We start from the raw sequence: 25,356 nt of genomic DNA, 5'->3' as shown, positions 1-25,356 counted from the left end.
TGAAGAGAATCGAACATCTGCTCTACCGCCTCCTGCTCTGGCTCGAAAGCAAGGATTCGACCGCCGCGGCATGAGCAACGCCCGCCGCCGGATGTTCTCCGGCATCCAGCCCTCCGGAGCGCTGCACCTCGGTAACTACCTGGGCGCCGTCAAGCACTGGGCCGCGCGCCAGGACGACCGGGAGAACTTCATCTGCGTCGTCGACCTGCATGCGATCACTGTGCGCCAGGACCCGGAGACCCTGCGCGCCGGCACACGCGAGCTGACGGCGATGCTGTTCGCCTGCGGCATCGACCCGGAACGTACGACCCTGTTCGTGCAGAGCCACGTGCGCGCTCACGCCGAGGCGGCCTGGATCCTCGGTTGTACGACGCCGATCGGCTGGCTCGAGCGGATGACGCAGTACAAGGCGAAGTCGGAGCGGCAGGGCGGCCGCGAACGGATCGGCGTCGGGCTGTTCACCTATCCCGTGCTGCAGGCGGCGGACATCCTGCTCTACGACGCGGACGAGGTGCCGGTCGGGGAGGACCAGAAGCAGCACGTCGAACTCGCACGGAACATCGCGGGCCGTTTCAACCATCTCTTCGGTGAGACGTTCGTCTTGCCCGAGGCCGTGATTCCGACCGCCGGAGCGCGCGTCATGGCCCTGGACGATCCGACGGTGAAGATGTCGAAGAGCGAAACGGCGGGGCGGGGCCACGCCGTGCGACTGACGGATTCGGACGATGAGATTCGCCGGTCGCTCCGGCGGGCGGTCACCGACTCAGGCCGCGAGATCGCCTTCAGCGACGATCCGTCGCGTGCCGGGGTGAACAACCTGCTGGTGATCTACCAGGCGATCACCGGTCGCGGTCGCGAGGAGGTGCTGGACGACTTCGCTGCGGCCCGTGGTTACGGCGATCTGAAGGGGACCGTTGCGGAGACCCTGGTCGAGATCGTCACGCCGATCCGGCAGCGGTACGAGGAGCTGATGTCCGCGCCGGACGAACTCGACCGGTTGCTGGCCATCGGCGCGGAGCGGGCTCGGGCGGTCGCCGAACCGAAGGCGGCCGAGATCCGGCGCCTCGTCGGCTTCGCCTGAGCTCAGGAGTGGGCGCGGATCAGCTTCTCGATCCGTTCCGTACCGAGTACCAGGGTCCGGCTCGGCTAAACAGCGCTATAATCCCCCTTGGACCGACAAGCTGCTAGGGTTCCGCACTCGCGCGGAGCGGCGGCGCTGTGCACCCTTAGCTCAACTGGATAGAGCGTCGGACTACGGATCCGAAGGTTGGGGGTTCGACTCCTCCAGGGTGCACCATCACGCCCTGCTGGGGTCAGGCTGAGAGTCGATCCTCGACGCTGACGCGGAGGTCTTCGATCGCCGCGACGAGATCGATGTTGTCGGGGTCGAGCAGCCAGAGGAGAGTCGTGCCTCGCACCGCAGCGAGTATCTCGAACGCCGTCCCGGCCGAGTCGAGGTCGGTCCTGATCTCGCCGGCCTCCTGGCCCTCGCGAATGGCCTGTTCGATCGCCGCCGCGAAACGGTCGTTGCTGGCCCGAAACAGGTCGATCTTCGCGTTCAGGGGCCCGAGGGAATCCGCCATCAGCATGAACAGTGCTCGCATCCAGTGTTCGGCGTCGCGTAGCAGTTCGGAGTAACCGGTGAAGATGCGGCTCAGGCTGGCGAGCCCGGTGACTCCTTCTTCGGGCTCGAACACTTCGCTGCCGACGCGGGTCTGCGAACGGGCGAGGATCGCTTCGACGATTCCCTCCTTGGAGCCGTAGCGCAGCGACACGAGAGCGCTGGAGTCGCCGGCCTCCTTGCCGATCTGCTCCAGCGTCGTCGCGGTGTAGCCCTGGCGGCCGAACAGCAGCGCGGCCGCGCGGAGGATCTCGCGCTCGGACTCGGCGCGACGTTCGGCCTGGGTGCGGCGCGGACGCCGGGTGCCCGGGTCACTCCCCGAATCCGATCGGCTCGACTGCGTCATGCGTAGGGGCTTTAGGTAGGGTTGTGCTTGGCGACCCAGGAGGAGTGCGGCCAAGGTTCGGCCCAACGCCGACTCTATCGCCGGCCGTCTGGAGGAGCGCCTTGCAGATCGAGTTCTCGCCCGAGCAACAGCTACTTCGCGACATCGTGTCGCGGGCGCTCCGCGAGAAGTCGCCGACCACGGCCGTCCGGGAGCGAATGGCCTCCGACCGGGGCTATGACCCGGAGATCTGGCAGGAACTCTGCGGCGATGCGGGGCTTGTCGGCGTCCACGTTCCCGAGGCCTACGGCGGTGCCGGCGGCGGCGCGGTCGAGCTCGGCATCGTCGCCGAGGAGATGGGGCGAACGTTGTTCTGCGGGCCGTTCCTGGCCTCCGCCGTGATGGCCGGCGGCGCGCTGCTGGAGGCGGCAAACGAAGCGGACCGGACAGAGCTTCTGCCGGGAATCGCGACGGGTTCGACGATCGCGACCCTGGTCCTCGACGACGTGAACAGCCCGGCCGGCGTCGGCGCTTCGATCGCGGCAACAGCGGATGGAGCGCTGTCCGGCACGGCGGCGATGGTCGTCGATGCCCACGTGGCGGACCTGCTGCTGGTGGTCGCCAGAACCGGCTCGAGCCTGGGACTCTACGCGGCGGAAGCGGACGCCGCCGGTCTCGACATCGCACCGCTCGAGGTAGTGGACCAGACCCGCAAGCTCTCCCGAGTGACCTTCGGCGGCACGCCGAGTCGCGCGATCGGCCAACTGACCCGGCAGTCGCTGAACCGGCTTTGGGACAGGGTCTGTTCGGCTCTGGCCCACGAGATGATCGGCGGCGCGCAGCACCTGTTCGAGTCCACCGTCGCGTACACGAAGCAGCGCTTCCAGTTCGGCAGGCCGATCGGCTCCTTCCAGGCCCTCAAGCACCGTTGCGCCGACCTGCTCCTGGAGATCGAGCTGGCGCGGGCGGTCACCTACCATTCCGCGCGCGGCCTGGACGCGGGAGAGGGCGAGCCCTACGCCGCCAGCATGGCGAAGGCGGCCGCCGCCGACGCCTACATGAGCGCGGCGCGAGCGGCGATCCAGTTGCGGGGCGGGATCGGCTTCACCTGGGAGAACGACACCCACCTCTGGTTCAAGCGCGCGAAGGGATCGGAGGTGCTGTTCGGCACGCCGGCGATCCATCGCGAACGGATGATGACGATGCTCGAGGGCGCGGCATGACACCGGACCAAATCCGGCGCGAGGTCTCGGCCTGGCTCGACGCGCACTGGCGCGTCGACCGTCCCCTGATCGAATGGCGGAACCTCCTGCTCGAGGCCGGCTGGGCGGCGCCGCACTGGCCCGAGGAGTGGTACGGGCGCGGCTTCACGCTCGAGCAGACCGTCGTCGTAGTCGAGGTCTTCAGGGAGAAGGCCGCGGTTCCGGCCGCGCAGGTGGGTCCGCGGGGCCTGGCGTCGGAGACGATCCTGGCGTGCGGCTCGGACGATCAGAAGCGACGCTTCCTCCGGCCGATCCTGACCGGCGAACACACCTGGTGCCAGCTCTTCAGCGAGCCAGGCAGCGGGTCCGATCTCGCCGGCCTGAGCACCCGGGCCGAGTTCAAGGACGGCAACTGGATCATCAACGGTCAGAAGGTCTGGAACACGAGCGCCCACCACGCGGACTTCGGGCTGCTGGTCGCGCGCAGCGACTGGGACGTGCCGAAGCACCAGGGGATCAGCTACTTCCTGCTCGACATGCGGCAGTCCGGCGTCGAGGCGCGGCCGCTCCGGCAGATGAACGGACATCAGTCGTTCAACGAGGTCTTCATGACGAACGCGGTCGTACCGCCGGAGGACCTGATCGGCGGCGAGGGCAACGGCTGGCACGTCGCGAAGACCACGCTCTCCTTCGAACGGAGGGGCTTCAGCCGCCGCGTTCGCGGGTCCACGCTCGACGGACCGAAGCAGGGGCCCATCTACGAGGAGTACGAAGAGGAACTCCGGATCGCCGCCGAGCCCTACACCTGGTACCCGCAGCGCGAGGGCCGGGTCGATCTCGTCGTGCCGCGCGCCCGGGAGACCGGAGCGATCGCCGATCCTGCGACGCGGCAGGAGATCGCGAAGCTGATCTGCATGCACACGGGGGCGAAGCTCGCCTCCGACAGCGCGGAGGCCAAGCGCAAGGCCGGCACGACGGACATCATCCCCGAAGGCTCCATCGGCAAGCTGGCGGCCAGCGTCATCGCGCGCCAGGCGTCGCTGGTCCACACGATGATCTCGGGCGCCGACTCCATGCTGAGCGGTCCCGAGTCGGCCGCGGACGGGATCATCGCGGAGATCCTGGTTTCGGTACCGGCCATCTCGATCGCCGGCGGCACGGACGAGATTCAGCGCAACATCATCTCCGAGCGCGTGCTGGGGATGCCGAAGGGCTACCGCGCCGACCAGGGTCCGTTCCGGGATATCAAGCGCAACGCGTGAACGCCCGGGCGCGGCGGCTGGCGGTGGCGGCCGGCCTTCTGGCCGGCGCCTGCGGCAATCCGCTGCCCGTGGTCGAGACCGGCGGCGATTACGACCCGCTGGCCGATCCTCTCGTCGATCCGCCGTCGTTGCACGAGCTGTACCCGGTCGCCGAGCCGCAACGCGCCGACACGGCGACGACGATCGTCCGCCACGACTTCTCGCAGCCGGCGACGCTCAATCCGCTCTTTCCGTCCGGCGCGGCGTCCGCCTGGACGATGTTCGGGATGCTCTTCGAGTGGCTCGTCATCCGTCACGGCAGCCCGGCCAACTACGACTGGAACTCGAACGTCGTCCTCGCGGTGAAACCGTCGGAGGATCTGCACTCCGTCACCCTGGAGTTGAATCCCGAGCTCCGCTGGCACGACGGCGAGCCCTGGACGGCGCATGACGTCGTGTTCTCGCTCGAAGCCCTGCGCGACGAACGGGTGCCGGTGAGCTTCTGGCCGACGGCGCGCGACCTCATCGCCGGGGCCACGGCGGAGAGCGAGCACCGGGTGCGCTTCGACTTCGCCGGCCTTCTGGCCCCGCAGTTGCGGCTGGAGGCGCTCGCCTTTCCCATCATGCCGCTCCACATCGTGGGCGACGCCGCCGAGCGCGCAGCCGATCCGACCCTGCGGTCTTCGCCCTACTACAACCGCTACGGCCGCGAGGCGGTGATCGGCAGCGGCCCGTTCCGCTTCGTGGAATGGCGCAACAACGACCGCGTCGTCCTCGAACGGTGGGAAGACCACTACCTCTTCGACCGGGCGCCGCCGGCCGCGAAGACGATGATCTTCAAGTTCCAGCCCGACCGGAACCTCGCCTTCCTGCAGTTCCTGGGAGGAGAGTACGACCAGATCTACGTCGACGCGAACATCTTCGCCCGGCAGGCGAAAGGGGAATTGTTCGCAGAGAGAGGCGTGAAGGGTCGGCACGCGTCGGCGCTGCTGCTCAGCCTCCTGTGGAACATGGACGGCAGCAATCCCTTCTTCACCGACCCCCTGGTGCGCCGGGCGCTCGCCCACGCCTACGACGCGGAGACGGTGCTGCGCCGCGTCGGCCACGGCCTGTACCGGCGTTCCTACGGCTTCATGGTGGAAGAACGCGGCTGGGACTACGAGCCGGCGATCCTCGAGCAGGCGCTCGACTACGACCTGGAGCGCGCCGCCGAACTCCTCGACCAGGCCGGCTGGCTCGCCGACCCCGACACCGGTTGGCGCTACAAGGAGATCGACGGCGAGCGGGTCCGCTTCAGCTTCGAGTTGTCGTACACCGCCGGCCTGACCTACGTGCCGCCGACGCTCGACATCCTGCGCGAGGACTTCCGGCGGCTCGGGGTCGAGATGGTGACCCGCGCCTACGAGAGCGCTTCGCTCAACGAGAGGCGGCTCGCCCACGAGTTCCAGGCGCTCGGGACGATCGTCGGCACGACCCAGGATCCGAACGCCCTCCGCAACCAGCTCGCCACCGACGCCTACGACGGCGGCCGCAACAGCGGCGGCTACTCGAACCCCAGGGTCGACGAACTCTTCGACCTGGGCAAGCGGGAGCAGGACAGCGAGAGGCGCGCCGCGATCTACCGGGAGATCCACCGCGAGGTGTACAAGGACCAGCCGGTCCTGTTCCTGTTCCACGTCAGCTTCCTCTGGGTGTTCAACAACGACATCCGCGGTGTGGAACTCGGCCCGATGGGCACGATCCTTCTGTGGCCGACACCGCCCGAGGGCTGGCCGTCGCGGGTCGGTCCGGGCTGGTGGCGCGAGCGCCCCTAGCTACTCGGCCCGCTGCGCCCGGATCCGCGCAATCGCCTTGGCCACGTCGTACCTGTCATCGCCCTCATAGCGGGGCGCCTGTTCGGCGAATGCGGACTCGACGTCGTTCCACCGGGTTTGCGCGTACTCGATGACGTGGGGATGGGTCAGCAGGTAGAAGCGGCCCTCGCGGATCTGCTGTAGCACCATGGCGGCCGCCTCCTCCGCGGACATGGCGTGTTCCGCGCTGAGCTTGCCGGCCACGGGATTGGCTTCCTTAGGTCCGCCGAGGTGCTCGGGCCGGCGTTCCGAGGAACGCCAGATGCTCGTCGCCACCCAGCCCGGGCAGAAGACGCTGACGCCGACGTGGTCCGGTAGTTCGGCCCGTAGTACGTCGGAGATGGCGAGCACCGCATGCTTCGAGGCGGTGTAGACCGCGGAACCGGGGAAGGGGATGCCGAGACTGTGCTCGGAACCCGTGTTCACGATGCGGGATTCCCTGCCCCCCTCGATGAAGCGGGGCGCGAACACGCGGATGCCGTTCAGCACGCCCTCGACGTTCACGCTGAGGATCCAGCGCACGTCGTCGGCGCTGAACCCGTAGGCCGGCGCCCGGCCCGCGCCGACGCCGGCGTTGTTGAACAGCAGTTCGACGGACCCGAACGCCGCCCAGGCGTCGTCGGCCAGGCGCTCCAGGTCTTCCTCGCGCGTCACGTCGACGCGTGCCGCGAGAGCTCCCACGCCGAGGGCTTCCGCTTCGCGGGCGACGCTCTCCGCGGCATCCTGCTCCAGGTCGGCGACCGCGACGTTCGCGCCGTCCCGCGCCAGGGCGATGGCGATGGCGCGGCCGATGCCGTTGCCGCCGCCGGTGATGACTGCCGACGTACCGGCCAGCTCCATGTGTCGTCTCCTCTATCCCCGCAGCAGCGGCAGGACGTCGTCCGTGAACCGCTCCGCGGCCTCGCGTGCCGGGGGGCTCGGCGAGGCGAAGTTGGGTCCGGTGACCGCGAGCTTCTCGATACCCAGATCTAGCAATGCCTCGATCCGTGCCGCGCAGTGCTCCGGGTTGCCGACGATCGCGTAGTCGTCGATGAAATCGTCGGTGAGCGCGGCGGTCTGCTGGCCGCCTTCGCGGCCGTGGGCGTTCATGTCGTAGCTGTCGTGGAGCTTGTGGAACACGTCGGCCTGCCCCTCGTCGGCGGGTCCGGCGATCTCGCCGTACATGACCGAGAAACGGGCGAACAGGCCGGTGGAGGCGCGGCCGAGCTCACGGCCGACCCGGGGATCGTCGCAGCAGACGACGTTCACGTAGGCGCCGAACTTGAGCGACTCCGGATCGCGGCCAGCCTCGGCCGCGGCCTGGCGCGCCGTCTCGATGCCCCACGCGACGCGCTTCGGGTCGGCGCCGACGGCGAGCATGACCCGGTCGGCCTGTCTCGCGGCGATTCCGATCACTTTGGGCCCGGTGGCCGCGACCTCGACGGGGACCTTCGGACCGTCGCCGATCCAGCGGATGCTGCTCGCGGAAGGCCCGTGGGCAAGCCCGAGCTTCTCCGCGAGCGGCGCGGCATCGTCCGAAACGCCAGTGTTCTCAAAGTCCACATCTTCGCCGCGCAGGTAGGCCTGTAGGTTGACGAGGTAGTCCTCGAACCAGCCGAGGTGGGCCGGCGCGCGGCCCAGGTGGGCCAGCGCACTGTCGCCGCGTCCGATCCCCAACACCGCGCGGCCGCGCGAGACGCGTTGTACGGAGAGCGCCGAGGAGGCCGTCGTCGCCGGGTGGCGCGTGACCGGGTTCGTCACCGATGTCGCGAGCCGCAGCCTCCGTGTCGTCGTCGCGGCCAGCGCGAGGCAGACGTACGGATCGCCCGAGAGGTTCTGCGAATCGACGACGTTCATGCCGTCCCAGCCCCGGTCCTCCGCCTCGAGGGCGAACTCGGCGCTACGGGTCGGCGCGGCGACGGTTGCGGTCCAGAACTCCATGGCCGTTCTCCTTCCTGCTCAATCCGGTGAGCGCGCACGATACCGCTTGACCATCCCGAACGCCCACGCGTCTCGAGTACCATCCGCCTCCTGCCCGGCTCGCGAGTACAATGCTGGTCCGTCAGCCAGTAAAGGAAGGGGCGACCATGCGACCGATGTTCAGAGAAGGAGTCCGTCTGCTCGCGACAACCATGCTCGCGGCGGGATTCGGCGGTTCGGCGTATGCCGACGACTGGCTGCAGTGGCGCGGGCCGGACCGCGCCGGGATCTCGACCGAGACCGGCCTGCTCGACGAGTGGCCGCCGGAGGGCCCCGCCGTCAACTGGCAGATCGAGACGCTGGGCCAGGGCTATGGGACGGTCGCCGTCGAGGGCGATGCGATCTACGTTCAGGGCACCCGCGACGGGGAGAGCGCGGTCTTCCGCCTGCGTGCGAGTGACGGCGGTGAAGTGTGGATGCGGAAGCTGGGCCCCCTCTACGACCACCCGGACAGGGGCGACGGGCCGCGTTCGGTGCCGACCGTCCATGGCGACTCGCTCTTCGTCCTCAATGGCATGGGCGAAGTGGCGAAGATCGCGAAGGACACCGGTGAGGTGATCTGGCAGTTCAACATGCTGGACCGCTTCCGCAGCCCGAACACGCACTGGGGCATCAGCGAGTCCCCCCTGGTCGTGCGCGATCGTGTCTTCGTCATGCCGGGCGGCAGAGAGGGTGCGATCGCCGCACTCTCGGCGGCCGACGGCAGCACGATCTGGCGTTCCAGCGAACTCGGCGACGTGGCCTCGTACTCGTCCCTCATCCTGCGTCGGATCGAGGGCACCGAGGTACTCCTCGGGTTCACGGGGGAGGCCGGGGTCGGCGTCCGAGCCGACAACGGGGGCTTGCTCTGGCGCTACGAGAGGCCGTCGACCGTGAACGCCATCAACATCACGACTCCGGTGCTGGAGGGCAACCTGGTCTTTTACACGGCGTCGTACGGAATCGGCGGGGGAGCGCTCGCGATCACCGCCGAGGACGAGGGCGGGTCCTTCCACAGCGAGGAGGCGTACTTCGGAACCCGCCTGCAGAATCATCACGGCGGGGTCATCGCTCACGAGGGGACTCTCTACAGCTTCTTCGGTCCGGCGCTGACCGCGGTCGACGCCAGGACGGGAGAGGTCCATTGGCGAGCCCGGAGCGTCGGCAAGGGTTCCCTGGTCATGGCCGACGGCAAGCTCTTCCTGCTGAGCGAGCACCACAAGGTCGGTCTGGCGGTCGCCACGCCGGAGGGCTACCAGGAGCGGGGCCGGTTCGAGATCGAGGATCGTGGCGGCCCCTCCTGGGCCCACCCGGTGGTCGCCAATGGAGCGTTCTACATCCGCGACCAGGAGTCGCTGACCTCTTATGACGTCGCGAAGTAGCGTGGCAAGGAGACTCGGACCGATGAGTGTTTCGATACGCGGCCGTCCCGCATGGGTTCTGGCCTGCACGATGCTGCTGGCCGTCGCCGCTGCCGGCGCCCAGGACGCCCTGCCGCAACTGGTGAAGCTGACGTCGAGCGGCTACGTCATCGGCTACGTCTCCGAGGACGACGAGTCCGTCCGGGTCTTCCTCGGCGTTCCCTACGCCGAACCGCCGGTCGGGGACCTTCGCTTCAGGCCGCCCCAGCCGGCGACCCCCACGCGACTGCCCATCGACGCTCTCTTCGAGCCGCCGTCCTGCATGCAGGCGCCCTACCGGGAGGGTTCTTTCTACGCCTCGCCCCTGGTCGACGTAAGCGAGGACTGTCTCTACCTCAACCTCTGGACCGCGGCCGAGTCCGACAACGACCGTCTGCCGGTCATGGTCTGGATCCATGGCGGCGCGCTGACCCGCGGCTCGGGCTCGCTGCCGCTCTACGACGGGACGGCGCTGGCGCGGAAGGGTGTCGTCGTGGTGACGGTGAACTACCGGCTGGGCGCCTTCGGCTATCTCGCCCACCCGGCCCTGTCGGCCGAGTCCGACCAGGGCGTCTCCGGCAACTACGGCATCCTCGACCAGATCTTCGCCCTGCAGTGGGTGCGGGAGAACATCGCGACCTTCGGCGGCGACCCGGACCGGGTGACGATCTTCGGCGAATCGGCGGGCGCCTGGAGCGTCAACGTGCTGCAGGCTTCGCCCCTGGCCCGGGGCCTGTTCCAGCGGGCGATCGGCCAGAGCGGGGGCTTCTTCGACGGCCTGCCGGTGCTTCGCTCGTCCGAGGACGGCTCGGCCGAGAGCGCCGGCGAGGCCTTCGCCAAGCGACTCGGCATCGAGGGCGAAGACGCGGCCGCCCGCCTGCGCGCACTGGACGCGGAGGCGATCCACGCCGAGGCCTCGAAGCAGGGCGCCTTCGCGACGAGACCGAACGTCGACGGCTGGGTGCTGCCGAAGCAGATCGCCGAGATCTACCGGTCCGGCGAGCAGGCCGACGTGCCGGTGCTGGTCGGATCGAACCGCGACGAGGCGACCAGCCTGATGGGCAGGATGCTGCCCTCCAACAGGTCCGGGGTCGAGTTCCTGGTCAAGAGCCAGTTCCCCGACGTGGCCGACGAGTTCTTCGAGGCTTATCCGGTGGCCACCGACGCGGACGCGAGGAGGGCCTTCATCGACGCGTTCTCCGACCGCGTCTTCGCCTGGCACATGAAGACCTGGGCGACCCTCTCGGAGACCGTGTCCTCGCCGGCCTGGCTCTACTTCTTCAGCCACGCTCCGCCGCACCCCGAGAAGGACTTCTACGGCGCCTACCACGCGGCCGAGATCGCCTACGCGTTCGACAACCTGGACAAGCTGGACTACGAGTACGCGGAGGAGGACCACGAACTCGCCGAGGCGATGTCCGGCTACTGGATCGCCTTCGCCTCCACCGGCGATCCGAACCCGCCGGGCGGCCCGGATCTGCCGGCGTGGCCGGAGTTCAGGCCGGACACGGCCCGCCACCTCGAGTTCGGCTCGACGATCGAGACCGGCAGCCACCTCCACCGGGACCGCATGGCATTATGGGACCGTTTCTTCGAGGTGACCCAGCCATGAATCGACGCGCGCCCGTTGCGATCGCCATCGCCTTCCTCCTCTCCGTCCCCGCCGTGGCCCCGGCGCAGCAGCGAGGCGACGCTCCGCCGCCGCTGAACATCATCGGCCTGACCGGCCTTTCGTTCGGCGCCTGGGTCGAGCCCGACACGCAGATGGAGGCTTGGGTCCAGATGGCCAGGTTCGTCTGCCAGGCCGAGGAGTTCTGCAAGATCAACGTCTTCGACGGCCCGGAGCTCGCCACCCACGTCGACCCGGTACCCGAAGAGAACCGCAAGGCCCTGAAGTACGTCTTCACGTACCAACAGGGCGAGACCCCGCCGATCGTCGTCCGCGAGGCCCAGCCCGAAGAGGGCAAGGAGCCCCGGGAGTGGACCTTCGACTGAACCACTGGGTGCGCCGGCGTCCCCGCCGGCATCAGGCGCGCAGCCGCGAAGCGGCGCGCGCGAGCCGCTAGCTACCGGTTCCGCGGGAACCCCAGATCCACCTGGCTCTCCGCCGGGTCCGGCCAGCGCGCCGTCACCACCTTCGCCTTCGTGTAGAAGTGGACCCCCTCGGGGCCGTACATGTGAGTGTCGCCGAAGAGGGACTGCTTCCAGCCGCCGAAGGAGTGGTAGCCGACCGGCACCGGAATCGGCACGTTGACGCCGACCATGCCGGCGTCGGCGTCTTCCTGGAACTGGCGCGCCGCGCCGCCGTCGCGGGTGAAGATCGCGGTGCCGTTGCCCCAGGGGTTCTGCTCGACGAGCTCGACCGCCTCCTGGTAGCTGTCGGCGCGGACGACGCATAGGACCGGGCCGAAGATCTCGTCGCGATACACCGTCATCTCGGGCGTCACGTTGTCGAGCAGCGAGACGCCGAGGAAGAAGCCGTCGCCGTCGAAGGTCGCGTTGCGGCCGTCGACGACCACGGTGGCGCCCTCTTCGGCGCCGGTGCCGATGTAGCCGGCCACCCGGTCGCGGTGCTCGCGGGTGATCAGCGGGCCCATCTCCGACTTCCCGTCCATGCCGGGGCCGATGAAGAGCTTCCCCATCCGCTCCTGGATTGCGCCGACCAGCGGATCGGCGACGCCGCCGACCGCGACGACCACCGACACCGCCATGCAGCGCTCGCCGGCCGAGCCGTAGGCGGCGGAGACCGCGGCGTCGGCTGCGAGGTCGACGTCCGCGTCGGGAAGCACGACCATGTGGTTCTTCGCGCCACCGAGTGCCTGCACCCGCTTGCCGGCGCCGGTCCCCGTCTCGTAGACGTAGCGGGCGATCGGCGTCGAACCGACGAAGCTGACAGCCGCGACGTCCGCGTGAGTCAACAGGCGGTCGACCGCCACCTTGTCGCCGTTGACGACGTTGAACACGCCGGGCGGGAAGCCCGCCTGGTCGAATAGTTCAGCCAGCAGCAGCGGCGCGGACGGGTCCCGCTCCGACGGCTTGAGCACGAACGTGTTACCGCAGGCGACCGCATTCGGGAACATCCACAGCGGCACCATGGCTGGGAAGTTGAACGGCGTGATGCCGGCGACGACGCCGAGCGGCTCCCGCACCGAGTAGACGTCGACGCCGGTCGAGGCCTGGGAGTTGTAGCTCCCCTTCAGCAGGTCGGCGAGTCCGCAGGCGTACTCGATGTTCTCGATTCCCCGGGCCACCTCGCCGGCGGCGTCAGCCAGCACCTTGCCGTGCTCGGCGGTCAGCAGCCGGGCGAGTTCGTCCGTGTGCGCCTCGACCAGGTTCCGGAAGGCGTACATCAGCTTCGTCCGCACCGCCAGCGAAGTACGCCGCCAGTCGGCGAACGCGTCCTTTGCGGCCGCCACCGCGGCGTCGACTTCGCTCGTGCTCGCCAGACCGACGGCCGCGGTCTGCTCGCCGGTGGCCGGGTTGAAGACCGGATGGGTCCTGCCAGAGCCGGCCGGAAGGGTGTTGCCGTTGACGTGGTGCTCGATCGTTCTCATGGCTGCGTTCTCCTGCTGTGCAGCCTACTAGGGGAGGCGCCACGTAGGACCGACAGATTGCTGCAGAGTGTTGACCATCTACTCGTCGCAGTCGTCGTAGCGCCAGTGCCAGGGTTCCCAGTCGAAGCCGCCGGCGTTGCCCAGCGGGTAGCTCTCGGTGAAGCAGAAGTCCGCGGCGTAGCGTTTCAGCCACTCGTATGCCGGCGTGTCCTTGAAGTCGGCGTCGCTGGGCACGAAGTCGAGCGCGCGGCCCGTGATGTGCTCGGAGTAGCCGGGCGGCGCCGTCCAGCGGACGGCGTTGAGGAACGGTCGTCCGCCGGCCAGGAGGCCTTCCAGGACCCTCTTCTGAAAGCCGTAGCTGCGAAAACCCGAGTCCACCTCCAGCGGGATTCCCTGCTCCTGAGCGGCTGCCGCCATCGCGACGACGGCGTCGCGCGTTTCCGGGGTCACGTAGATGCCGAGCTCTCCCGTCAGTTCGCTCGGCACTCTGGCCAGCTTGGCCGGGTCCGCGGCCTCTTCGATGCGGTTGCCCCGCCAGGGCGGCGGCACGTCGTAGACGATGCCGTTCAGTTCGACTTGCTCGACTGCCGGGTCCTCCGATTGAGCCGCAGCAGGGACTGCTGTGAGCAGAAAGCAGACGCCGACCGGTGCTAGGATTCCAGTCCCTTCAAGCATTCGGTCCATTCTCTCCGAACAAGGACTCAAGCCATGCGCAAGCTCACCCTCGCCTCCCTCGCCCTGTTCCTCGTCGGCCTCCCGGCGCTCGCCGCGGAGGGCGACGGCATCAAGAGGATGCCCAACGGCAAGCCCGACCTTTCGGGCGTCTACGATGCAGGCACGATCACTCCAGTCGATCGCCCGCCGCAGTACGGCGACAACCTCTACCTGACGCCGGAGCAGGCGAAGGAGATGGAAGAGGAACGGGACAGACTCTGGCGGTCCCTGGAAGAGGACCGGAAGGGCGGCGGCGCGGACCGGACCGCGCCCGTCAAGGGCGGCGACGGCGACAACCGCTTCGGCGGCGGCGGCGTCGGCGGCTACAACGCGTTCTGGATCGACCCTGGCTCCGAGGCCGTCGTGGTCGATGGCAAGTTCCGCACCTCGATCATCTACGAGCCGAAGAACGGTCGGCGGCCCGCGATGACGCCGGCAGCCATGCGCCGGTTGATGACGAACTTCGCGTCATTCACGTACGACAACGACGGCACCGCGTCCTGGCTCGACAAGGAGGGCCCTGGGCCGTTCGACGGTCCCGAGACGCTGGCTCTGGCCGAGCGCTGCCTGCTCGGCTTCGTCGGCGGACCCCCGCTGCTGCCCAGCCTGTACAACAACTACGCGCGGATCATGCAGACCGAGAATCATGTCGTCATCATGGCCGAGATGGTCCACGACGCGAGGATCGTGCCGATCGACGGGGAGCACGGTCCCGAGGGCGTCGACTCGTGGCTCGGCGACGGTATCGGACATTGGGATGGCGACACTCTGGTCGTTACCACCCGCCACTTCCGCAACCAGACCGGTCTCCCCGGAGGCAGTGAGACGATGGTGGTGGAGGAGCGCTTCAGCCGCACCGAGGACGGCAATCTGCTCTACCACTTCCGGGTCGACGACCCGAACTCATGGACGGAGCCCTGGGCGGGCGAGTACACCTGGAAGGCCAAGGACAGCCGGGTCTACGAGTACGCCTGCCACGAAGGCAACTACGCGATGGGCAACGTCCTGCGCGGCGCCCGCCTGCTCGAATCGGAGTACGACCAGCCCCAGAGTTCCGGCGGAGAGTAGATCACTGGGTGCGCCGGCCCTCTGGCCGGCTTTGGCGCGAGTCTCGTGACTCGTGCCAACTCAGACGCGCCACGAAGCGGCGACCTCACTCCCACCGGAACGCCCACACCGCGAGCCCGAAGCAGAGGACGGCCCACGCGGCCAGCCCCAGGATCGGTCCGCCTTGGGTGAGCAGCGGTTCGCCGCTGTTCACCATCGCCCGCATCGCGTCGGCCAGGAAGGTCAGTGGCAGCCACTTCGCGAACGCGAGGAGCCAGTCCGGCAGCACGTTCTGGGGGAAGAACACGCCCGACAGGAACATCAGCGGCAGCGACACGATGTTCGCGAGCGGCGCCGCGGTGTTCTCCGTCTTCGCGATGCCGGAGATCGCCAGGCCCAGTGAGGCGAACACGAGGCCGCCGAGGAAGATGAGCGGGATGACCTCCAGCCAGAACAGCGGGTAGCCCGGGGCCACCTCGACGCGGGACACGAGGATGCCGACGAGCAGGAGCACGTTCGTCTGCATCACCAGCAGCAGGAGCCGGGTCGTCAGCGATCCGACCAGGAAGTGGTTCGGGCCGATGGGCGTGGCGTAGAGGCGCTTCAGCACGCCCTGGTTGCGCAGCCGCACCAGCGTGAAGACGACGCCGAAGAGCGCGCTCTGCATGATCGCCAGCGAGACGATCCCTGGCACGATGAACCCCTTGTAGCCCTGGCCGCGGCCCGCGACTTCCGTGGGAGAGATCGTCGCCCAGTTCTCGACCCGGTACTCCGCCGGGATGTTGGCGACCGACTTGAACACGCCTTCGAGGACCTGCTCGAGGATGGATCGGGCCGCCTGCGCCTCCTGCGCCTTCCTGCCGTCGAACGTCAGATCGATGGTCGATGAGACGCCGAGTTCGCCGAAGCCCTCCGGAATCGCCAGGAAGGCCGTGATGTCGCCGGCCAGGACCTCGGCCTGCAGGTGGTCGGCATCGTCGGACTCCGGGACGTTGAACAGCGGTTCGCCGCCGAGATCGCCCTTCAGTACGGACACCAGCAGGGTCGATGCCTGGTTCTTCGCCTGGTCGACGATGCCCACCTGCGGCGGGGCGAAGCTGCCGAAGTCGAAGAGGCCGAAGACGACCATCATGACGGTCGGGAAGGCCAGCGACCAGAAGAGCGCCGCCCGGTCGCGGAAGAACATCTTCAGCTCGGCGCCGATGAATGCCAGGTAGATCTTCACGGCGGGATCCCTACTCGACGAGCTGGTGCCCGGTCAGATCGAGGAAGACGTCTTCCAGCGTCAGGGCGCCGTCCCTGCGGACCGACTGGCCGCCGCGGTTCGCCAACTGCTCGATCAGCGCCTGTGGCGCATCCACGGTGACGATCGAGCCGCGGTCGATGACCGCGACACGATCGCAGAGAACCTCCGCCTCTTCCATGTAGTGGGTGGTCAGCATGATCGCCATGCCGTCGGAGCGCAGGCCGTCGATCAGCTTCCACATCCTGCGGCGGGCCTGGGGGTCGAGCCCGGTCGTCGGTTCGTCCAGGAACATCGCGACCGGCTCGTTGACCATGGCGACCGCGATGGAGAACCGCTGCCGTTGGCCCCCGGACAGATGCTTGTAGCGGGACTTCGCCCGGTCCGCCAGGTCGACTCTGGCCAGCATCTCGTCCGCCGAAGCGTCCGAGCCGTAGAGCGTCGCGAACAGCTGGACCGTTTCGCGGAGCGTCAGGTTGTCGAAGAAGGCGTTCTGCTGGAGCTGGACGCCGATCATGCTCTTGACCCGCCGCCGGTTCTTCTTCACGCCGACGCCGTCGATGAACGCCTCGCCGCCGTCCGCCTGGCGGAGTCCCTCCAGGATCTCGACCGTGGTCGTCTTGCCGGCCCCGTTGGGGCCGAGCATGCCGAAGATCTCGCCGCGATGGACCTGGAACGAGACCCCGTCGACGGCTACGAGTTCCCCGTAGCTCTTGCGCAGGTCCCGGACGTCGATGACGACGTCGTTGGCCATCGCCGCGGCCGCGGTCTCAGTCGTCGAGGCTGGCCCAGACGTAGCCGATCCAGACCGGCTCCGGCGACAACGGACCGTTGCCGTAGGGCGCGTACTTCTCGGGCAGGCCGTCCTTCTGGACGTCCTGGAGCGACTTGCCGGCGCTCTTCTGCTTGTCGATGTAGTCGATCGTCTCCGCGACGTAGTCGTGGTACTTCTGCAGGTCGGCCTTCGTCGCCAGCGGCCCGTGGCCGGGAATGATCTTCGTCTCGTCGTCGACGATGTCGAGAAGCTGAGCCATGTTGTCGCGCAGGCCGAGCGCGCTGCCGCCGACGTCGCGGTCGATGTACGGGTAGCCGCCGAGGTTCGGGAACTGGTCGCCGGCGTGGACCACGTTCGAGTCGCGGAAGAAGATCGCCGCGTCGCCGTCCGTGTGGGCCGGGTTGCCGAAGTGGATCACGTCGATCGCCTCGCCGTTCCAATGCAGGGTGACACTCTCGTTGAACGTCACGATCGGCAGTGCCTCGGCCGGGAACGGCGTCGCCGAGAAGTTGGCCCCGGCATGCCGGTTCTCCAGCAGGCGCTTACGCACGTTCGCGTGCGCCACGATCGCCGAGTCGGCCCCGAAGCCCGCGTTGCCGCCCGCGTGGTCGAAGTGGTAGTGCGAGTTGACGACGAAGTCGATCCTGCCCTCCTGGATCTTCGCCACCGCCGCCTTGATCTTCGGCACCACCGGCATCATCGCGTCGTCGACGATCAGGATGCCGTCGTCGCCCGCGGAGACCGCCAGGTTCCCGGCCAGTCCCGGCTCGGGCAGCAGCAGGTAGACCGTGTCGCTCAACTGCGTCTGGTGCCAGACGATCTGTTCGCCTGCCTGGTTTGCCCAGGCGTCGATGTCGAGCTGGGCCGCGGCCGGGATGGCGGCGGCGAGCGCCGCGATCACGAGGCAACGGCAGGCCAGACGCATACGGTTCTTTGTTGTCTTCTCGGTCATCGTTCCTCTTTCCCAAGTGTGTGACGGCCAACCCTATCGTCGCGAAGACGGCTGCAACCCCCGGCTCTCCTCCGTGGACACCAGCGTCACGGGACCCTTCGTGCCCTCGATCACCACCGTCATCTCCGGCTCTCCGCCCGACACGCGCACATCCAGCCCAAGACCCGCCAGCACCGCGCCGAGCTCCCCCGCATCGGGCGTCGAGATTCCGAACGACACCAACTCCCCACCAACCGGCGTCGTCGCCGCCGGGTGCGGCGACTCCCGCCAATCGATGAAGAAGGGCATCCCGTAGCCGCCCCCCTGCGGAAACAGCAGATCCCACACGAGTAGACCCCCGTCCGCCGTGCGCCGCCGTGTCTCCACGGGACCCGCGGAAGAGACCCCGGCCTCCTCCAGCAACCCCTTCGTGACGACGAGATCGCCCTGCGCCGCCCAGGTCACGAGCCCCCCGGCGCTCATCGCGGCCATGCCCGTGACCATCTGGCTCTCGACCGACTGCGCCGGATCCCGCGCGATGATCTCGAGGTACGTGTCGTCCAGGCTCAGCAGTGCGTTACGCGTTCCCAGCCCCTCGTGGGAGCCGCCGAACACCGGCGCCACGCCGAAGGCCTCCTCGGCCCATGCCATTCCCTCGTCGAGATCGGCAACTGCGTACATGAAGTGATCGATCTTCATTGCTAGCTCTCCGGCTGGTTTCGGATTCGGTTGGTTTACGGACGCACCCGTGACCTCGTCACTATCCCCGGCGCAACCCCAGCCGAGCAGGAACAAAACGGCAACGGCGGTCGTCCTTGTCATCAAAGCAGTGTACGAGCATTCTGAACTCAACTGAGGAGCCCCCATGAGACAGTTCATCCTGATCGCCGCAGCGGTCGCCTTGGCGCTCGCCCCTGCGGCGCTGGCCGCAGACAACGCCCCCGTCCTCGGCAAGTGGGCATCGGCCACCGAAACGCCGCAGGGCACCTTCGAGGTCGTCTACGAGTTCAAGGAAGTCGACGGCGAGCTCAAGGGCACCTGGACCAACCCCCGCCGGAACGGCGATCTGAAGAACGTGTCCTGGGACGGCGAGACGCTCAAGTTCGGCCGGGAGCTCGGAAGGGGCGGCCAGACCTTCAACCTCAACTTCGAGGCGACGGTCGACGGCGACACGATGACCGGAAAGATGATCACTCCCCGCGGCGAGCGCGCCTTCACAGCGACCCGCAGCAAGTAGTCGCACTGGGTGCGCCGGGGTGCCATCCGTGCGCCCGCTGACGGGCGCACGGACTGGTTCGCGCGTGGCGCGGGATCGCGCCACACGGGTTCGCGCCGGCCTACTCCAGGTGCTTTTTGAAGAACGCGCCGACCTCCTGGAACATGTCCTTCGACTCCGGCGAATCGACGAGGATCAGGTAGTCGGCGTGCGCCACCCCCTCGTAGACGTGTAGGTCCGCAACGACTCCAGCCGCCCGTAGCTTTCGGTGGGTCCGCGCCGTGTCGCTCAGGAACATGTCGCGGGTACCCGTGATCAGGTACGTCGGCGGGAAGCCCTCGAAGTCGCCGTAGACGGGCGAGATCAGCGGATCCTTGAGGTCGTGGCCGTCCGCGTAGAGGAGCGCCGCGCCCTTGAGGAGCCCGTCGTAGGTCACCAGGACGCGGTCCAGCCCTTCGTTGGTGAACAGAGAATCGCCGGTCTTCGTCAGGTCTGCCCAGGGTGTGCCGGCGTAGATGGCTCCGGGTAGCTCGAGGCCCAGGTCGCGGAACTTGTGAACGGACGCCAGCGACAACCCGCCACCCGTCGAGGTGCCGCCGATGGCGATCGACTTGGCGGAACGGCTCTCGAGCAGGTGCCGGTAGACCGTGACCACGTCCTCGACCGCGGCCGGAAAGGGGTGTTTCGGCGGCATGCGGTAGTCGACGGAGAGCGCCGGGATGCCGGCCCGGGCCGCGACCAGCGCTGCCTCGGTGGCGGAGTTGTCGCCTCCGTTGAGGACGTAGGCGCCGCCATGGACATGCAGAAACAGGTGGCCGGTGTGCCGCGGATCGACCTTGTCCGGCGTCACACGGTAAACCGTCACGCCCTCGATTTCGTCCTTTTCGATCGAGAGGCCGTACGCCTCGGCCATCTGCTCGAGATTCGCGTTGGCCGTCGCGTTCTGGATCGCCAGCCACTGCTCCTCGGTCTGAGGAGCCCCCGCCTGGGAGGCAGCCACGTTGGGAGCAGGCATCGCGGCGAGCGCGGCCCGAAGCTCCTCGCTGGCTCCTGCCGGCGCCGGGACGATGCGCTCGCCGATGGTCCAGGAGCCTGATGCGCCAGACTGCTGAGCTGTTGCGGGCTGCCCGACGGCAACGGTGAACACGAGTGCCAGGGTCAAGGCCGGCGCAACGGCCGGCAGGATTCGAGGGCTCAATCTCTTCATGGGGACTCTCCTTGAGTGCGATGCCGATGCAGGTAGCACGCGGACGTTACCCTCTGCGCGCGGGTAGTGGTGGTGGCGAGGGCAAGATCGCCGCCACCGCGCATGGTTGGCTTGCAGTAGAGACTGTCGCAACGGGAAAGACCGTGCTCTGGGTGCGCGGACCCTCTGGTCCGCTGCCGCCGAAGGCGGCCAACTAGACGCGCCGCGAAGCGGCGACCATACTGCGGAGTCCGAGACCGGCCCGTGAAGTTCTCCCTGATCACAGGCACCGTCCTGTTCGCCGTCACCGCTCCCGCGGCCGCGCAATGGCCGCCGCCACCTCTTCACGACTACGTCGAACCGGCCCGCACCTGCGAGAGCCTGACCACCGTCGACCTCGCCGACGCCACCGTCGAATCGGCCACCCTCGCAACCGCCGGCCCCACCGGCCCCCCCTACTGCCGCGTAACCGCCATCGCCACCCACACGCCAGCCAACGACCGCATCACGATCTGGGTTGCCCTGCCCACCGAGAACTGGAACGGCCGCTTCCTCGGCACCGGCGGCGGCGGCTTCTCGGGCGGCAGTCCGCGGACGCTCCCTGCTGCCGTGCAGGAAGGCTTCGCGGCGGCCGCCACGGACACTGGCCACGAACAGAACAGCGGCAGCTTCGCCCTCGGCCCCGACGGCGCCCTCGAGTGGATGCTGATCCGCGACAACGCCTACCTCGGCATCCACGCGATGACCCGGGTGGGCAAGGAACTCACGGCGGCCTTCTACGGCCGGCAACCCAGGTACTCCTACTTCCGCGGCTGCTCGACCGGAGGCCGCCAGGGGCTGATGGAGGTCCAGCGCTACCCCGACGACTACGACGGCGTCCTCTCCGGCGCACCGGCGATCAACTGGGACCGCCTGCACCTCGCCCAGATGTGGGGTCAGCTCGTCATGCTGGAGGCGGGCCACTTCGTGCGTCCGTGCACCTTCCGCCTCGCCCAGGCCCAGGCTGTCGAAGCCTGCGACCTCCAGGACGGCGTCGCCGATGGCGTGATCCCCGAGCCCCGCCAATGTCCGTTCAACCCCACCGAACTCCTCGGCGCCGAGGGCGAAGGTTGTGGATTGGTCACCGAGGACGACGTCGCCGTCCTCCGGAAGATCCTTGAGGGCCCCCGGCGGCGTGACGGCTCCTTCCTCTGGTACGGCCTGGCGCCGGGGACCGACTTCATGGCTCTGAACGGGACGGCCGGCGACCCGCCCGCGGGCCGGCCGATGCGGATCACCCTCGACTGGTTCCGCTACTTCCTCGCCCGCGACCCGGATTTCGACTGGACCGGCCTCACCCCCGCCTCTTACGAGCACTACTGGGACCAGTCGGTCGAGGAGTTCGGGCGCGTGTTCGGCACGGACCGCACCGATCTCTCCGGCTTCCGCGACCGCGGCGGCAAGGCGGTCGTCTGGCACGGCTGGTCCGACCCCCTGATCTACGCACAGGGCACGGTCGACTGGTTCGAAGGCGTCGAAGACCGTATGGGCCACACCGGCGACTTCCTGCGCCTGTTCATGGTGCCGGGCGCCAGGCACTGCCGCGACATGCCCGGCATCACCCCCGAGAATCCCTTCGCCGCGGTCGTCCGCTGGGTGGAGGAGGGCGTGGCACCCGACACGCTGGGCACCGGGCTTGAATCGCGGCCCATCTGCCGTTACCCGAAAGCCGCGATCTATTCGGGCAACGGTGACCCGAAGGACGCGGGGAGCTTCGAGTGCAGGGAGCAGGTGCTGGATCGATGAACGCGCCTTTGGAGCAGGTTCCCTCAGCGGGGGATCGAATCGACTTCAGCGGCCGGACCGCCGTCGTAACGGGCGGCGGAGCGAGAGACGACGGGATCGGTAACGGCCGGGCCGCCGCGATTCTCCTGGCGCGTGCCGGCGCCGAGGTCATCGTCGTGGACCTCAACGAGGAAGCCGCCCGCGGCACCGTCGAGATGATCGGGAACGAGGGCGGCGCCGCCCGGCTCTTCATCGGCGACGTGACCAGCGACGAGGACTGCGCGGCCCTGGCGTCCTTCGCGCGGGAAGGCTCCGCGCCAGCCACCGTGCTGATCAACAACGTCGGCATCGGAGCGCCCGGCACGGTCCTCGACACCGAGTCGGAACTCTGGGACCGTGTGATGAAGGTCAACGTCCGGTCGATGGTCCAGGCGTCCCGCGCCCTGATTCCGTCGATGCACGAGGCCGGCGGCGGCTCGATCGTCAACATCAGCTCGATCTCCGCGATCCGCCCCAAGGGCCTCACCCCTTACTCGGCGTCGAAAGGAGCGGTCATTTCGCTGACCCGGGCGATGGCCGTCGATCACGCCGAGGACGGGATCCGCGTCAACGCCGTGCTCCCGGGCCCGGTCTGGACGCCGATGGTCCAGCGCCCGACGATGACGCCCGAGATCCGCGAGCGGCGCAAGAACGCCTCGGCACTGCGGATTGAAGGGACCGGCTGGGACGTCGGCCGCGCGGTCGTGTTCCTCGCCTCCGAACACGCGCGCTACATCACGGGCCAGGCGCTGGTCGTCGACGGCGGCGTGACGGTACTCTCTCCCGTCCGCTGACTGGCGCCGCCGGCGCTGACGATGCCGACCCGGAAGAGAGGATCGCGATGGCTCGACTCCCCTACCTCGATGTGGACGATCTCGCCCCCGAAGACCGGGAGCTGCTCGACCGGCCGATCAACCTGGCGCGGATGCTTGCGCACAGCCCCTCCGGAACCCGCGCCTTCCGTCACACGGGCGCCTGGATCCGCCACAAGTCGCGCTTCGACACGCGGCTGCGCGAGATGGCCATCCTGCGAATCGGTGTCATCACCCGCACCGACTACGAGTACAGCCACCACATCGAACTCGGCCGCCAGTTCGGCATGTCCGACGACGACATCCGCGCCGTCATCGCGGGGCCGGAAGCCGAGTCGTTGCCGGAACTCGAACGCCTCGTTCTCACCGCCGCCGACGAAGCGACCAAGGGTCTCAGCATCAGCACCGAGACCTTCGACGCTCTACGACGTCACCTGGACGACGAACTCCTGGTCGAGCTGACGATCATTGTCTCGTACTACAACGCAGTCGTGCGGATGCTCCGATCGCTGGAGATCGACGTGGAGCCCGGCTACGAGCACTACCTGGAGGAGTTCCCGCTGCCGTAGCCGGCTGGAGGAACCGGCCGATTACAGCAGAGCACAACGCTGCACCGACAGCCGTTCTCTGGGTGCGCGGACCCTCTGGTCCGCTGCCGCCGTAGGCGGCTGGAAAGCCGCGCCGCGAAGCGGCGACGATCAGCGCCGCTCCGGCAACTCGGCGAACGTCCCCAGAACGAGTCCTGCGTCGCGCACTTGCTCGACTAACAGGTCCCACACTCCCCGGAGTTCGTCGGGCGTTCGATCACGTCGGAACCCCCTCGGGGCTCGAAAGGCGCGGGGGTTGATGTACTCGACCGGCAGATCGATAGCCGGTCGCTTGAAGCCCGAATCACCGCATTCGGGACTTGCGGGGAAGAAGCTGAACATCCCTCCGACGGGATCGTCGGTGGTCGCACCCCGGTAGAGCCGGAGCCGATCGCGGGCCGATGCGCAGGCATTCGGCTGCGGCGAGTCACCGGTCAAGGGCCGGATGGTCACATCGAGGAACGTGCACGAAGTCCAGTCCCGGAGTGTGGTGTGTGCCTCGAACCCGTGGTAGTCCTTGAAGTCTCTGACGACGAGCACAGTGTCGAGCATCCACTGCCACTCGCCGTCTATCTTCTTGCTGCTCCCGAACGCAATGACGGACCCTTCGTCTAGCTGTCTTAGGCCGGGCTTGCTCGGTTGGAAGCAATTGGAGTACAGGAATCGAGGCCCGAAGATGAAGGGATCGGTGTTGTGCAGTCCCTCATAGCTGGTCTTCGGGACATAGTACGGGCGCCACAGGCACCGCGGATGCAGCCAGTCGCCGTCCGGTGGATCGAGGGCACGGACCAGCTCGGACTCCGGCTCCCACTCGCCCCAGGCGTACAGATCACCGGTCTGTCGATTGCGGTTCTCGTCGATCCACTGGCCGTGCAACAGCATGAACTTCCGTGCATGGCCGTGCTTTTGCGTGTTCCAGGTCTTCTCCAGGCCGCGGTCGGGTTGGTGCTCACGTCCGGGGTGCGAGAGCTGAACGAAGCAACGGCTACCGGCCATCTTCGTATGCCTCAACCATGATGGCGCCCGCCTCGCGTTTCTGGATGTTTGCCAAGTGCCCGAACGGCTTCTGAGCTGCTCGTCCCCAAGCGAACAGGGACCGTTCGCTGGCGACTTCGTACCATCGCGCCCGCACCTCGTACGGGCGCTTCCGGAGGTCGCCCTGGCCCGTTCGGTCGAAGACTCTGAGAGTCTGCCACGGACCTATGGCTTGGAACCGGATGTGGTTCAGGTGCCACTGCGCCACCGAGAGCAGCACAATCTGAGGACGGAGCACTTTCAGCAGTTCGTGCCAGAGCGGGACGCCGGCTGCTTGGAGTTCCGGGCGATCCGGCCCCAAACTGCTCCAGGTCGGGTCGGTTGCGACGGGTGTGCAGATGTCGGTGTGGAGCGCCGTCGAGCGCTTCCCGGCGTAGTAGCTCGATCTCGCGCCATCGAGGACCGCTTCATAGGAGCTGAACCAGCCTCTGTAGGGCTTGGTACGGAAGTAGGCCGACATCGCATCGAGATAGCGGGCGGGCTCCCGTTCGCCATTGCCCTGAATCAGCGGAAAGCGACTGAAGGCATCATTCGACGGGAACTCGTGAAGCGAGGGATTCAGGCCGACCGTCAGCACGCGCAAGGGTGAGTTCAGGTGTGCATCGAGGTCACCGAAGAACAGAATCGGTGCGGCCGGTGCGACGCGCGAGGGCAAAACACCGGCGCGGTCGAACGCCTGCCAGGCTTGGTGGACGAGCGGTGCAAGGAGCTGCCTGGGTTCGCCCAGGGGCATAGGTTTCGTCTTTGTCATGAGTTCGTCGGCCCGCTCCCCGAGTGTGTAGACCGCCACGCCGACGACCATCTGAGGGGCTTGACAACGAGTCAATTGCCCCGACATGCTTGATCGTAGCCCCAAGGCAAGCATGTGATCCG

The 25,356-nt window shown here is 68.0% G+C and carries 24 protein-coding genes and 1 tRNA gene; 13 read left to right on the top strand and 12 right to left on the bottom strand.

Annotation, left to right across the window (positions count from 1 at the left end; all coding sequences use genetic code 11):
- The first annotated feature begins 70 nt into the window (after window positions 1-70).
- Together trpS and OXG83_14835 are read left to right on the top strand one after the other, a co-directional pair.
- A complete protein-coding gene (gene trpS / locus OXG83_14840) occupies window positions 71-1,081 on the top strand; it encodes a tryptophan--tRNA ligase (protein ID MCY3966310.1) in 1,011 nt (336 codons plus the stop codon).
- Window positions 1,082-1,220: 139 nt separating this feature from the next.
- Window positions 1,221-1,297 (top strand) — tRNA-Arg (locus tag OXG83_14835).
- A gap of 16 nt (window positions 1,298-1,313) precedes the next feature.
- Here the strand turns inward: OXG83_14835 and OXG83_14830 are convergent.
- Window positions 1,314-1,967 (bottom strand): TetR/AcrR family transcriptional regulator, encoded by a 654-nt coding sequence (locus tag OXG83_14830; protein MCY3966309.1) that lies wholly within the window; start codon window positions 1,965-1,967, stop codon window positions 1,314-1,316.
- A gap of 101 nt (window positions 1,968-2,068) precedes the next feature.
- Between OXG83_14830 and OXG83_14825 the strand changes: the two genes are divergently transcribed.
- Genes OXG83_14825 through OXG83_14815 form a run of 3 tightly spaced genes read left to right on the top strand, consistent with a single transcriptional unit; the run spans window position 2,069 to window position 6,203 of the window.
- The gene (locus tag OXG83_14825; protein ID MCY3966308.1) at window positions 2,069-3,169 is read left to right on the top strand and encodes an acyl-CoA/acyl-ACP dehydrogenase; all 1,101 of its coding nucleotides are present in this window, start codon (window positions 2,069-2,071) and stop codon (window positions 3,167-3,169) included.
- Window positions 3,166-4,410 carry an acyl-CoA dehydrogenase family protein gene (locus OXG83_14820; protein ID MCY3966307.1) on the top strand — a complete coding sequence of 415 codons (1,245 nt, stop codon included), beginning with the start codon at window positions 3,166-3,168 and terminating at the stop codon, window positions 4,408-4,410. The genes OXG83_14825 and OXG83_14820 overlap by 4 nt, the downstream gene beginning before the upstream one ends.
- The gene (locus OXG83_14815; GenBank protein MCY3966306.1) at window positions 4,407-6,203 is read left to right on the top strand and encodes an ABC transporter substrate-binding protein; all 1,797 of its coding nucleotides are present in this window, start codon (window positions 4,407-4,409) and stop codon (window positions 6,201-6,203) included. The genes OXG83_14820 and OXG83_14815 overlap by 4 nt, the downstream gene beginning before the upstream one ends.
- Here OXG83_14815 and OXG83_14810 read toward each other — a convergent pair whose 3' ends face one another.
- The gene (locus tag OXG83_14810) at window positions 6,204-7,082 is read right to left on the bottom strand and encodes an SDR family NAD(P)-dependent oxidoreductase (GenBank protein MCY3966305.1); all 879 of its coding nucleotides are present in this window, start codon (window positions 7,080-7,082) and stop codon (window positions 6,204-6,206) included.
- A 12-nt stretch (window positions 7,083-7,094) separates the two neighbouring features.
- Window positions 7,095-8,162 carry an LLM class flavin-dependent oxidoreductase gene (locus OXG83_14805; protein MCY3966304.1) on the bottom strand — a complete coding sequence of 356 codons (1,068 nt, stop codon included), beginning with the start codon at window positions 8,160-8,162 and terminating at the stop codon, window positions 7,095-7,097.
- Window positions 8,163-8,308: 146 nt separating this feature from the next.
- Between OXG83_14805 and OXG83_14800 the strand changes: the two genes are divergently transcribed.
- Genes OXG83_14800 through OXG83_14790 form a run of 3 tightly spaced genes read left to right on the top strand, consistent with a single transcriptional unit; the run spans window position 8,309 to window position 11,575 of the window.
- The gene (locus tag OXG83_14800; GenBank protein ID MCY3966303.1) at window positions 8,309-9,562 is read left to right on the top strand and encodes a PQQ-like beta-propeller repeat protein; all 1,254 of its coding nucleotides are present in this window, start codon (window positions 8,309-8,311) and stop codon (window positions 9,560-9,562) included.
- A 22-nt stretch (window positions 9,563-9,584) separates the two neighbouring features.
- Window positions 9,585-11,192 (top strand): carboxylesterase family protein, encoded by a 1,608-nt coding sequence (locus tag OXG83_14795; GenBank protein ID MCY3966302.1) that lies wholly within the window; start codon window positions 9,585-9,587, stop codon window positions 11,190-11,192.
- On the top strand, window positions 11,189-11,575 hold the full coding sequence (locus OXG83_14790) for a hypothetical protein (GenBank protein ID MCY3966301.1): 387 nt from the start codon (window positions 11,189-11,191) through the stop codon (window positions 11,573-11,575). The genes OXG83_14795 and OXG83_14790 overlap by 4 nt, the downstream gene beginning before the upstream one ends.
- Before the next feature lie 71 nt (window positions 11,576-11,646).
- Here OXG83_14790 and OXG83_14785 read toward each other — a convergent pair whose 3' ends face one another.
- Together OXG83_14785 and OXG83_14780 are read right to left on the bottom strand one after the other, a co-directional pair.
- Window positions 11,647-13,134 carry a CoA-acylating methylmalonate-semialdehyde dehydrogenase gene (locus OXG83_14785; protein MCY3966300.1) on the bottom strand — a complete coding sequence of 496 codons (1,488 nt, stop codon included), beginning with the start codon at window positions 13,132-13,134 and terminating at the stop codon, window positions 11,647-11,649.
- A 78-nt stretch (window positions 13,135-13,212) separates the two neighbouring features.
- Entirely contained in the window at window positions 13,213-13,809 is a 597-nt protein-coding gene (locus tag OXG83_14780; GenBank protein ID MCY3966299.1) for a M15 family metallopeptidase, read from the bottom strand.
- Window positions 13,810-13,842: 33 nt separating this feature from the next.
- On the opposite strand from OXG83_14780, the gene OXG83_14775 reads away from it, so the two are divergent.
- A complete protein-coding gene (locus OXG83_14775; GenBank protein MCY3966298.1) occupies window positions 13,843-14,916 on the top strand; it encodes a hypothetical protein in 1,074 nt (357 codons plus the stop codon).
- A gap of 85 nt (window positions 14,917-15,001) precedes the next feature.
- On the opposite strand, the gene OXG83_14770 is transcribed toward OXG83_14775, so the two are convergent.
- From OXG83_14770 to OXG83_14755, 4 genes are read right to left on the bottom strand one after another with little or no spacing between them, the layout of a single operon-like run.
- Complete coding sequence (locus OXG83_14770) at window positions 15,002-16,120, bottom strand: ABC transporter permease (GenBank protein ID MCY3966297.1); 1,119 nt, start codon at window positions 16,118-16,120, stop codon at window positions 15,002-15,004.
- A gap of 10 nt (window positions 16,121-16,130) precedes the next feature.
- On the bottom strand, window positions 16,131-16,892 hold the full coding sequence (locus OXG83_14765; GenBank protein ID MCY3966296.1) for an ABC transporter ATP-binding protein: 762 nt from the start codon (window positions 16,890-16,892) through the stop codon (window positions 16,131-16,133).
- Between the two features lie 16 nt (window positions 16,893-16,908).
- Window positions 16,909-17,865, bottom strand: a complete 957-nt coding sequence (locus OXG83_14760) for an MBL fold metallo-hydrolase (protein ID MCY3966295.1) — start codon at window positions 17,863-17,865, stop codon at window positions 16,909-16,911.
- A gap of 33 nt (window positions 17,866-17,898) precedes the next feature.
- Window positions 17,899-18,543, bottom strand: coding sequence for a VOC family protein (locus tag OXG83_14755; protein MCY3966294.1), 645 nt, complete (start codon window positions 18,541-18,543; stop codon window positions 17,899-17,901).
- A gap of 166 nt (window positions 18,544-18,709) precedes the next feature.
- Between OXG83_14755 and OXG83_14750 the strand changes: the two genes are divergently transcribed.
- Window positions 18,710-19,081, top strand: a complete 372-nt coding sequence (locus OXG83_14750; protein ID MCY3966293.1) for a hypothetical protein — start codon at window positions 18,710-18,712, stop codon at window positions 19,079-19,081.
- Between the two features lie 100 nt (window positions 19,082-19,181).
- Here OXG83_14750 and OXG83_14745 read toward each other — a convergent pair whose 3' ends face one another.
- Entirely contained in the window at window positions 19,182-20,267 is a 1,086-nt protein-coding gene (locus tag OXG83_14745) for an alpha/beta hydrolase fold domain-containing protein (GenBank protein MCY3966292.1), read from the bottom strand.
- Between the two features lie 243 nt (window positions 20,268-20,510).
- Here OXG83_14745 and OXG83_14740 point away from each other — a divergent pair, with 243 nt between their 5' ends.
- From OXG83_14740 to OXG83_14730, 3 genes are read left to right on the top strand one after another with little or no spacing between them, the layout of a single operon-like run.
- The gene (locus OXG83_14740) at window positions 20,511-22,031 is read left to right on the top strand and encodes a tannase/feruloyl esterase family alpha/beta hydrolase (protein ID MCY3966291.1); all 1,521 of its coding nucleotides are present in this window, start codon (window positions 20,511-20,513) and stop codon (window positions 22,029-22,031) included.
- A complete protein-coding gene (locus tag OXG83_14735) occupies window positions 22,028-22,843 on the top strand; it encodes an SDR family oxidoreductase (protein MCY3966290.1) in 816 nt (271 codons plus the stop codon). Before OXG83_14740 ends, OXG83_14735 begins: the two co-directional genes overlap by 4 nt.
- A gap of 47 nt (window positions 22,844-22,890) precedes the next feature.
- A complete protein-coding gene (locus OXG83_14730; GenBank protein ID MCY3966289.1) occupies window positions 22,891-23,430 on the top strand; it encodes a carboxymuconolactone decarboxylase family protein in 540 nt (179 codons plus the stop codon).
- 129 nt (window positions 23,431-23,559) lie between these two features.
- Here OXG83_14730 and OXG83_14725 read toward each other — a convergent pair whose 3' ends face one another.
- On the bottom strand, window positions 23,560-24,444 hold the full coding sequence (locus OXG83_14725) for a hypothetical protein (protein MCY3966288.1): 885 nt from the start codon (window positions 24,442-24,444) through the stop codon (window positions 23,560-23,562).
- Entirely contained in the window at window positions 24,434-25,348 is a 915-nt protein-coding gene (locus OXG83_14720) for a hypothetical protein (protein MCY3966287.1), read from the bottom strand. Before OXG83_14720 ends, OXG83_14725 begins: the two co-directional genes overlap by 11 nt.
- Window positions 25,349-25,356 lie beyond the last annotated feature (8 nt).

The organism is Acidobacteriota bacterium (genome assembly GCA_026707545.1).
In the GTDB taxonomy this organism is placed as follows: domain Bacteria; phylum Acidobacteriota; class Thermoanaerobaculia; order Multivoradales; family Multivoraceae; genus Multivorans.
This window is presented reverse-complemented; position numbering and strand designations above follow the sequence as displayed.

Excerpts from the sequence above, each read along its gene's own strand:
- OXG83_14720 (MCY3966287.1), bottom strand. The coding sequence starts at position 25,348 with ATGCTTGCCTTGGGGCTACGATCAAGCATGTCGGGGCAATTGACTCGT.
- OXG83_14790 (MCY3966301.1), top strand. The coding sequence starts at position 11,189 with ATGAATCGACGCGCGCCCGTTGCGATCGCCATCGCCTTCCTCCTCTCC.
- OXG83_14725 (MCY3966288.1), bottom strand. The coding sequence starts at position 24,444 with ATGGCCGGTAGCCGTTGCTTCGTTCAGCTCTCGCACCCCGGACGTGAG.
- OXG83_14735 (MCY3966290.1), top strand. The coding sequence starts at position 22,028 with ATGAACGCGCCTTTGGAGCAGGTTCCCTCAGCGGGGGATCGAATCGAC.
- OXG83_14795 (MCY3966302.1), top strand. The coding sequence starts at position 9,585 with ATGAGTGTTTCGATACGCGGCCGTCCCGCATGGGTTCTGGCCTGCACG.
- OXG83_14780 (MCY3966299.1), bottom strand. The coding sequence starts at position 13,809 with ATGCTTGAAGGGACTGGAATCCTAGCACCGGTCGGCGTCTGCTTTCTG.
- OXG83_14830 (MCY3966309.1), bottom strand. The coding sequence starts at position 1,967 with ATGACGCAGTCGAGCCGATCGGATTCGGGGAGTGACCCGGGCACCCGG.
- trpS (MCY3966310.1), top strand. The coding sequence starts at position 71 with ATGAGCAACGCCCGCCGCCGGATGTTCTCCGGCATCCAGCCCTCCGGA.
- OXG83_14805 (MCY3966304.1), bottom strand. The coding sequence starts at position 8,162 with ATGGAGTTCTGGACCGCAACCGTCGCCGCGCCGACCCGTAGCGCCGAG.
- OXG83_14775 (MCY3966298.1), top strand. The coding sequence starts at position 13,843 with ATGCGCAAGCTCACCCTCGCCTCCCTCGCCCTGTTCCTCGTCGGCCTC.
- OXG83_14785 (MCY3966300.1), bottom strand. The coding sequence starts at position 13,134 with ATGAGAACGATCGAGCACCACGTCAACGGCAACACCCTTCCGGCCGGC.
- OXG83_14750 (MCY3966293.1), top strand. The coding sequence starts at position 18,710 with ATGAGACAGTTCATCCTGATCGCCGCAGCGGTCGCCTTGGCGCTCGCC.
- OXG83_14800 (MCY3966303.1), top strand. The coding sequence starts at position 8,309 with ATGCGACCGATGTTCAGAGAAGGAGTCCGTCTGCTCGCGACAACCATG.
- OXG83_14765 (MCY3966296.1), bottom strand. The coding sequence starts at position 16,892 with ATGGCCAACGACGTCGTCATCGACGTCCGGGACCTGCGCAAGAGCTAC.
- OXG83_14755 (MCY3966294.1), bottom strand. The coding sequence starts at position 18,543 with ATGAAGATCGATCACTTCATGTACGCAGTTGCCGATCTCGACGAGGGA.
- OXG83_14730 (MCY3966289.1), top strand. The coding sequence starts at position 22,891 with ATGGCTCGACTCCCCTACCTCGATGTGGACGATCTCGCCCCCGAAGAC.
- OXG83_14760 (MCY3966295.1), bottom strand. The coding sequence starts at position 17,865 with ATGACCGAGAAGACAACAAAGAACCGTATGCGTCTGGCCTGCCGTTGC.
- OXG83_14820 (MCY3966307.1), top strand. The coding sequence starts at position 3,166 with ATGACACCGGACCAAATCCGGCGCGAGGTCTCGGCCTGGCTCGACGCG.
- OXG83_14745 (MCY3966292.1), bottom strand. The coding sequence starts at position 20,267 with ATGAAGAGATTGAGCCCTCGAATCCTGCCGGCCGTTGCGCCGGCCTTG.
- OXG83_14810 (MCY3966305.1), bottom strand. The coding sequence starts at position 7,082 with ATGGAGCTGGCCGGTACGTCGGCAGTCATCACCGGCGGCGGCAACGGC.